The organism is Candidatus Villigracilis saccharophilus, assembly GCF_016711665.1.
In genome coordinates, this window is sequence record NZ_JADJSO010000081.1 from 121,881 (window position 1) to 130,288 (window position 8,408).

Annotated in this window: 7 protein-coding genes, 1 tRNA gene and 1 pseudogene; 6 read left to right on the top strand and 3 right to left on the bottom strand. The window is 49.1% G+C overall.

Annotated features, from left to right (window positions below; all coding sequences use genetic code 11):
• The first annotated feature begins 20 nt into the window (after positions 1-20).
• The 3 genes from IPL17_RS25680 to IPL17_RS25690 all read left to right on the top strand — a co-directional run bounded on the left by IPL17_RS25680 (position 21) and on the right by IPL17_RS25690 (position 2,684).
• A complete protein-coding gene (locus IPL17_RS25680; RefSeq protein WP_345309941.1) occupies positions 21-1,160 on the top strand; it encodes a ribonuclease D in 1,140 nt (379 codons plus the stop codon).
• Positions 1,150-2,544, top strand: a complete 1,395-nt coding sequence (locus IPL17_RS25685; protein ID WP_345309942.1) for an MBL fold metallo-hydrolase — start codon at positions 1,150-1,152, stop codon at positions 2,542-2,544. The genes IPL17_RS25680 and IPL17_RS25685 overlap by 11 nt, the downstream gene beginning before the upstream one ends.
• Positions 2,545-2,595: 51 nt before the next feature.
• A tRNA-Ser gene (locus IPL17_RS25690) sits at positions 2,596-2,684 on the top strand.
• A gap of 37 nt (positions 2,685-2,721) precedes the next feature.
• On the opposite strand, the gene IPL17_RS25695 is transcribed toward IPL17_RS25690, so the two are convergent.
• Positions 2,722-3,114, bottom strand: coding sequence for a response regulator (locus tag IPL17_RS25695; RefSeq protein ID WP_345309943.1), 393 nt, complete (start codon positions 3,112-3,114; stop codon positions 2,722-2,724).
• A 10-nt stretch (positions 3,115-3,124) separates the two neighbouring features.
• Positions 3,125-4,909: a histidine kinase N-terminal 7TM domain-containing protein gene (locus tag IPL17_RS25700; protein ID WP_345309944.1), complete on the bottom strand. Its 1,785-nt coding sequence runs from the start codon at positions 4,907-4,909 to the stop codon at positions 3,125-3,127.
• Positions 4,910-5,011: 102 nt separating this feature from the next.
• Here IPL17_RS25700 and IPL17_RS25705 point away from each other — a divergent pair, with 102 nt between their 5' ends.
• From IPL17_RS25705 to IPL17_RS25715, 3 genes are read left to right on the top strand one after another with little or no spacing between them, the layout of a single operon-like run.
• The gene (locus IPL17_RS25705; RefSeq protein WP_345309945.1) at positions 5,012-5,863 is read left to right on the top strand and encodes a nitrilase-related carbon-nitrogen hydrolase; all 852 of its coding nucleotides are present in this window, start codon (positions 5,012-5,014) and stop codon (positions 5,861-5,863) included.
• On the top strand, positions 5,856-6,683 hold the full coding sequence (locus IPL17_RS25710) for an NAD+ synthase (RefSeq protein ID WP_345309946.1): 828 nt from the start codon (positions 5,856-5,858) through the stop codon (positions 6,681-6,683). Before IPL17_RS25705 ends, IPL17_RS25710 begins: the two co-directional genes overlap by 8 nt.
• A gap of 6 nt (positions 6,684-6,689) precedes the next feature.
• Positions 6,690-7,937: an MFS transporter gene (locus IPL17_RS25715; RefSeq protein ID WP_345309947.1), complete on the top strand. Its 1,248-nt coding sequence runs from the start codon at positions 6,690-6,692 to the stop codon at positions 7,935-7,937.
• 34 nt (positions 7,938-7,971) lie between these two features.
• On the opposite strand, the pseudogene IPL17_RS25720 reads toward IPL17_RS25715, so the two are convergent.
• Positions 7,972-8,408 (bottom strand): annotated as a pseudogene (locus tag IPL17_RS25720) (hypothetical protein); the annotation flags it as partial.

The following is an 8,408-nucleotide window of genomic DNA, read 5'->3' on the forward strand; positions in this document are numbered from 1 at the left end:
AAGGTTTATAATCAACTAATATGCCAGAAATCCTGCCGCCGCCCATTTGGGTAAATAACAAGCAATTATTGCAACAATTGAGGGATGATCTTGTCACACAAAGCCGTGTGGCTGTGGATACCGAATCCAACAGCCTGCATGCCTTTCGTGAGCAGGTCTGTTTGGTTCAATTCTCGACGACCAATGCCGATTATCTTGTTGACCCGCTGGCACTGAAAGATTTGAGCATTCTCGCTCCAATTTTTTCAGACCCAAAGATCGAGAAGATATTTCACGCCGCGGAATATGATCTGGTCTGCCTGCGGCGGGATTTTAATTTCTCGTTCGCGAATCTGTTCGATACAATGCAAGCCGCCCGGATCCTTGGTTATCCTGCCGTTGGGCTGGATCGGCTGTTAGGCGATAAATTCAAGATCCAAACCGATAAGCGCCATCAAAAGGCAAATTGGGCGGCGCGCCCGTTGACGAAAGAACAGATCCATTACGCGCGGTTGGATACACATTATCTCTTTGCTCTGCGCGATGTGCTTGAAGATGAGTTAAGAAAAAAAGACCGCCTTACGTTTGCAAAGGAAGATTTCGTTCGAGCTTGTTTGCCCCATGATGAACCCAAACAAAAAGTGAATGGTGAATCATGGGGGCGCTTTGCAGCACGAAAAGATCTTTCCCTGCGTGAGTTAACCATTCTGGCGTATTTATGCAAGTGGCGTGACAGGGAAGCTGAGAAGTTAAACCGTCCACCTTATAAAGTGATCATGGATGATGTTTTTGTGTTGATGTCCAAGAACCCCCCTGTGAATAAGGTTGATCTTTCCGGCATGGGCTTGAGTGAGAAGCAGATCAATCTGTGGGGGGAGGGTGTTTTGGCTGCGATCCGCCGGGGGATGGAAGCTCCGCTGGTTGAACGGAAACAGATCGAGGCGAAGAATGATGCGGTCCTTCGTCGGCTTGAAAAATTGAAATTGTGGAGAAAAAATCTGGGGTTGGAAATGGGGGTCGAGTCAGATGTCATTCTGCCCAAGCCTTATGTATCAGCGCTTGCTGAAAACCCGCCGATGAACGCGGCGGAGTTGGCGCAGTTGATGAAGGATTCACCTTCACGGGTGGAGAAATATGGCGCGCAGATATTGAAATTGCTTGGAGTAAAGAATGCGAATTAGCTTTCACGGTGCGGCACATACAGTGACTGGCAGCCAACATTTGATCGAAGTGAATGGTTTGCGGCTGCTGTTGGATTGTGGACTGTATCAGGGCAGGCGCTCTGAAACTTATGAACGCAATTTGAATTTTAAATATGATCCACGCAATTTGGATGCGGTGATTCTGTCGCACGCGCACATTGACCATGCCGGAAATTTGCCCAACCTTGTAAAACAGGGCTTTGAAGGAAATATTTTTGCGACACGCGCGACTGTGGATCTGGCGGGTTTGATGATCATGGATTCTGCCCATATCCAAGAGTCGGATGCTGAGTTTGTTAATAAGAAACGCGCGCAGCGCGGCGAGAGTCCCATCGAGCCATTATATACAAAGGCAGATGCCGCAGATGTGATCGAGATGTTCCAGGGCGTGGACTATGGCGAGATTTTTGAGCCGATCCCCGGTGTGGTGGCGCGGCTTTATGATGCGGGGCATATTCTTGGATCGGCTGGCGTTTCACTCGAGATCGAAGAGCAGGGAAAGAAGACCCGCCTATGGTTTTCCGGCGACATCGGCAGATATCGCATGCCGTTGTTGCGCGACCCCATCCTGCCAGATGCGGTGGATTACATGATCATGGAATCCACCTATGGCGATAAATCCCATAGCAATCCAGAGAATGCGTTTATCGAATTTCGTGATGTGGTAAAACGGACCATTGAGCGCGGCGGGAAGGTGATCGTGCCCGCCTTTTCGGTGGGGCGTACTCAGGAGTTGGTTTATAACCTGAATGAAATGATGACCGAACACGAGATCCCCTCGGTCCCGGTGTATGTGGATAGTCCGCTGGCGGTGAATGCGACTAAAGTGTTTAGAGCGCATCCGGAATGTTTTGACGATGAGACCCGTCAGTTTGTGCTGGAAGCGCGTCATCCTGCGCTGGATTTTAAAATGTTGACCTATGTCAATTCAGTGGATGAATCAAAAGCCTTGAATGACCGCAGCGACCCGATGGTAATTATTTCTGCTTCAGGCATGGCGGAGACGGGGCGCATCGTGCATCATATTCGCAACAATATTGAGAACCCAAAGAATACGATCTGCATTGTTTCATGGCAGGCGCCAAATACAATGGGGCGCAGGCTGGCAGACCGTGAGCCAGAGGTTAACATCTTTGGCGATGTGTATCAGCGCAATTGTGATATCGCGACGATCGGCGGACTCTCAGGCCATGCGGGTCAGGACTTGCTCTTGAAATATGCGTTGGGCGTGAAGGATACGGTCAAGCAGATCTTTTTAGTGCACGGCGAAGAAAAACAAGCCATGACTTTAAAGGGACTTTTGAACGAAAAAGATTTAAGCCAGGTACATTACCCCGAATTGCATGAGAGCGTGGATCTGTAAAAACCGGGCGGCAGATAAACATCGGTTATAATTTTGCCCGTTTCACAAAATGGGGAGGTGCCAGAGTGGTTGAATGGGATAGTCTCGAAAACTATTGTGGGCTCCGGTCCACCGGGGGTTCGAATCCCCCCCCCTCCCCGCTGAAGTCCGACTTGTAAAGGTCGGGCTTTTTTATTTTTACATGGTGACGCGTCCCTTTGGCTGGTTGTTGGGGTGCAGGCGGGCAGCGAGATTACTCAATTGGATAAAACTGACAGGCTTTTCCATTACAAAATCTACGCCATCATTTTTTCTGAGATCATCAGTCATAAGCGTATCCGCACTGGTAATAACGACCCACGTGCTTGCAAGGCGATCTTCAGATCGAATGTAATTCAGGATGGTTATCCCCGAGACGTTTGGCAGATGCAGGTCCAGGACGATAAGATTTGGCGTTTCGTGTTTGAGCGCAGCAAGTCCATCCTCTCCCTGCATGATGGAAGATGTTTGATAGCCCGCTGCCTGTATTGCCTGACTGAAAATTTCCAGAAGCGTGGCATCGTCTTCAATAATGAGCGCATAGGGTTTCATGGGAATTCCTTTATCCGTCAGTATTTACTTCAGCATCTTCGGTTGCAGGATTTTTTAAAGGGAATACGATCAAAAACACGCTGCCATTTGCGGGGTTGGAGCGTACATGGATCGTTCCCTGCATGGCATCAACCAGCTGTTTTACGATTGCCAACCCGAGACCAACTCCGCTGAAATTGCGCGTAATGCTGAAATTTGCCTGTTGGAAGGCATCGAATATATGCTGATGATGCTCTTGGGGAATCCCGATGCCGGTATCCGATACCTGCATCGCCCAGTGATATGCATCCGGTGCCAGAAAGCGGACATTGACCTCGCCGGACTTGGTGAATTTTATTGCATTTTCGATTAGGTTTGAGAGGATCTGGAATAGGCGTAACATATCCCCCAAGAGGATTGGAGGAACATCACTTGATAACTCGGTTCTGAAGGTCAAACCTTTATGCTCTGCGGTCGTTTCAAATGCCTCCCTGACACTTTGCAAAAGAATTTCGGGCTTGAATGCCTTGATCTCAAGGTTAAACTTGCCGGTGTCAAATTTAGTATGCTGAAGCAAGTCACTTACCAATTGATTCAAATATTTGACGCGTTCAATGATCTTGTTTAGGGCATCTCCCTGCTTTTCATTGATGTCGCCATATACTCCGTATTGAAGCATTTCAACGATTCCCATGACCCCGTTGAGCGGCGTTCGTAATTCGTGTGAGACTTTTGCCAGAAACTCGGTACGTACCTGCGACATCGCAAGCGCTTTCTCTGCCAGCTTGTCCTTGGTGATATCGGTAAGCATGATCATCCGTCCTGTAATGATGCGACCGCGATTTATGATCGGGCTGATCTGAATACGATAGTGATAAACCATATGTTCGGTCTGGATCGTAATTTCCTCATTGGCTTCATTTACCTGTAAAAATCTTTCCACAAACGTGGTCCAGGTTTCTAATACGATCTGGACAGGTTGAGCCAGGACTTCGGACGATTGGCACTTTAGCAGTTTGCATGCGGCCGGGTTAATATCCACTACCCGGTTCTGTTTATCAACAACCAGCATGGCAATATTCATCTGATCCACCACTGCGGAACGCGCAACCGGGGTAATGTCAAACAGCCGAAAGCGGAATATATCTGCGGCGAGAATTGTGGCACTAAGCGTGAACGCGATAGGCGACAGATCCAATTGCGGGACCGGGCTGATCCGTAAAATGTAAAGCGCATTTGATATCCAAGGGACGAGCGGGGACAGTACCAATAGCGCCTGCTGAAACCAATATGCGCGGGGGAAGGTAAATACGCCGACCAGGAGCGCCACTGTCCCCGTTAGCATCATTAAATAAGCATAGACGAAGTTGAGGTACCATGCCGCCCCATAGGATGCATCCACAATGGATATCGGGCCGTTATTATTTAATACTGCGGATGTATAAAACAGCTGATGAAAGTCGTTCGTAAAGGCAAAGAGGATCGTGAGAATGGGAATAATGGCCAACGAAATTACCCATCTTCGTGTCAGCCATTTATCACGTCCGGTGTATGCCAGGGCAAATAATGCCCATCCAAAGGGAACCCAAACAATGCCGATATACTCAAAGCGTGTCATCCATATTTTAAGCGAAAGGCCTGGCAGGATGATCTCTGCGTTATACCAGACCGACCACCAGGCCAGTCCGGCTGTCATGACCGCAAATGCAAGCATGCCCGGCATGGATCTGCGGCGGAGGGCATACACAGTCATTACGATCCCCACTGCTCCTGAGATGAATAATACGGTCACAATGGAGATGGCTTGAACGTTCATTATTTCTCCTTTGGCATGTCGATATCTATGTAATTGTAATTGACAAAAGAAGTTGATGAATTCCAGTTTGATGTCAATCTTTTTGGTGGTAAGATTCGCCCAATGAAATTAAACCTTGCGCTTGCCCAGATCAATACTAAACTAGGGGATGTGGATGCGAACCTCGCCAAGCATTTGGAATACATCAAACAGGCGAAGTCTGAAAAATCGGATTTACTTGTTTTTCCCGAACTTTCCTTAACCGGATATGTGTTGCAGGATCTGGTGGCTTCGGTCGCGCATAAGCCGACAGATGATGACCCGGTCTTCAAGCATTTGCTTAAGGAGAGCCACGATCTTGACCTCGTGGTTGGGTTCGTGGACGAGGACAGTCGTCACCGCTTTTACATCGCCTCCGCATACCTCTCGGGTGGAAAGGTTATGCATGTCCATCACAAAATATATCTGCCAACATATGGATTATTCGACGAGGGTCGTTTTTTTGCGTGGGGCGATTCGATCCGCGCCTTCGACACCCGTTTTGGCCGTGTGGGTATGTTGATCTGTGAGGATTTTTGGCACGCCTCTCCGCCCTATCTGCTCTGGCTGGATGGCGCGGACATTATGATCTTCTCCTCTGCTTCGCCCGGACGTGGTTTGAACGACAAGGAAAAACTCGAATCCGCGCGCTGGGTGGAACGGGTCACAAAAGCCTATGCCAGTATGTTCACATCTTTTGTGGCGCATGCCAACCGTGTAGGATATGAAGACGGCCTGCACTTCTGGGGTGGAGCGACACTCTTCGATCCGAATGGAGAAGAGATCGCCATCGGTCCATACAATGAAGAAGCCCTGACTTTTGCTCAAATGGATTTAAATCAACTCCGTCGCACGCGTGCCCGATTGCCTTTGCTGCGTGATGAACGTACCAGCCTTGTGCAGAAAGAATTGGATAGGATACTTTCCCGTGGTTGATTTGACTCTCTCCATCAATACAGATCTGGCGCGTGAAATTCTCACAGGATTTATTAAATCCGAAGTTACCCGCATTGGCGTATCTCACGCAGTGGTCGGTCTTTCAGGCGGACTTGATTCCGCGCTTTCATGTGTACTGGCTGTCGAGGCGCTTGGCGCTGAAAATGTACTTGCTGTGCGGATGCCGTACAAAGCATCCAGCAAAGATTCGCTTGACCATGCTCAATTGCTGATCGATCAACTTGGTATTCAAAGTAAAACCATTGAGATCACAGACATGGTCGAGCCGCTTTTCAAATTACATCCCGACATTTCAAAAATGCGCATGGGCAATATTATGGCGCGTGAACGCATGATCGTCCTGTTCGATCAAAGTGAAGTTTTCAAGGGACTTGTGATCGGTACTAGCAACAAGACCGAAATATTGCTTGGTTACAGTACGCATTATGGCGACTCTGCTAGCGCGATGAATCCCATTGGCGACTTATATAAAACACAAATCCGCCAGCTTTCGCGCGCGTTGAATATTCCCGCGCCGATCATTGACAAGCCTCCTTCAGCCGATTTATGGGAAGGCCAGACCGATGAAGGCGAGTTGGGATTTACGTATGAGGAAGTGGATAAACTTTTATATCTGCTTGTTGACCAGCGATATAGTCCTCAGGAAGCGATGGAAATTGGCTTCGACGAAAAATTTGTCAACTCAGTGACCGCGCGTATTCGCCGCAACCAGTTCAAACGCATGCAGCCGCCGATCGCGAAGATCAGTAACCGCACCATTGGCTATGACTTCTTATATCTCCGCGATTGGGGAACGTAACATAAATTGAAACTTCATATCCCCCCAGCTTTACAACATTATCGTTACCGTTATTTGTGGCTTGGCTTGTTGATCTCGATTGCCGGGTCGCAGTTGCAGTTTGCCGCCATTCATTGGCATATCCGTGACCTAACCGGCGTGCCAGATCCGATGGCACTTGGCGGTATCGGACTCGCGCGCATCCTGCCCGTGATCATTTTCTCGATCATTGGCGGAACCGTTGCTGATAATTTCAACCGCCGCAATATTTTATTTATCACGCAAAGCATCCTGGCGGTGCAGGCGCTTGTGCTTGCGTATCTCACCTATAGCGGCTTGATCACCATTCAATATATTTACATCCTGACTGCGGTTCAAGCCTCGACCATGGCGTTTGATCTGCCGGCGAGGCAATCGCTCATTCCGAATCTGGTTCCGCGGGATGTCCTGCCATCCGCGTTCAGTTTGAATAGCATTGCGTTCAATGTGGGAGCGATCGGCGGTCCATTGCTGCTGGGTGTGGTTCCAGAAGGCGCTTTGGAATATGCTTATATTCTCAATTCCATTTCTTTTCTGGCTGTGCTGCTGGCTTTATTCTTGATGGGCGATGTCCCGCAGAATATAAATAAGGCGGGTGGAATTAATTTCTCCGCCATGTGGGAGGGCGTCCGATTCATTTTCAAACGTCCGCTGATCTCTTCAACAATGCTCATGGACTTCATCGCCACATTCTTTGCGTCTGCCAATACCATGCTCCCAATTGTGGCGCGCGATATTTTGGATGTCGGCAAAACTGGATTCGTTTGGTTAACATCCGCTCAGGCGATGGGTTCTGTCAGCGCAGGGCTGGTGGTTTCACAATTGCCAAAGATCCGTAAACAGGGAATGTTATTTTTCGGGTCGGTTCTCGTATTCGGCTTTGCGACAATTCTATTTGGCTTCAGTACGACCTTTGCCCTTGCGATGATCTCATTGTTCCTGATCGGCGCGGCGGATGCGGTCAGCACAGTCATTCGAAATACGATCCGCCAGATGCAGACCCCCGATCATATTCGTGGAAGGATGACCAGTGTCAATCAGATCTTTTTTATGGGCGGACCACAGCTTGGTGAGGTGGAGGCGGGATTGGTGGCTGTTGCGTTCGGTGTTCCCTTCGCGATCATCAGCGGCGGCGTAGGGTGTATTCTTGGATTGGGCTTTGTGGCGTGGAGGTGGCCGCAATTGATGGCGTATAACGGCGACGAGCCGACATTAGCTGGCGCGCCAGCCGATTAAAAAGACAGTTACCTTCGCAAAGGGACTGTCTTTTTTACATCACGCTTCTTCCTTCGCCTTGAGGCGGGTTCTCGATCAGGTGTTTCATCTCAGTTATGACAGCTTGATGAATGACTTTGGGGTCTGTTGTTCCCAAGTCTTTAGCATAAATCGGGTGCCCGATCTGTACGCGGACATGCACATCTTTTTTCATAAATGCAACATGCGCCAACAATTGAAGTGCAGTGGCTAGTTTCTCCTTTTCTTCCCTTGATCTTTTGATACCCAGAAGAAAATGCCTCGCTGTTTTTCCCCATACTACTCCGCGAACAAGAACGGGGAGGATGGCAGTTTCAGGAGCCATGCGGATGAAGACGCCCGCGCTGTCTGTCCATGCCTGTAGTGAGTTGATTGCGCCTTCATACACATCAGGGTCTGGTTCGATTTGGCCCGCGGGGAATGTCAATGCCGCGCCGCCTGCGCGTAAATGCG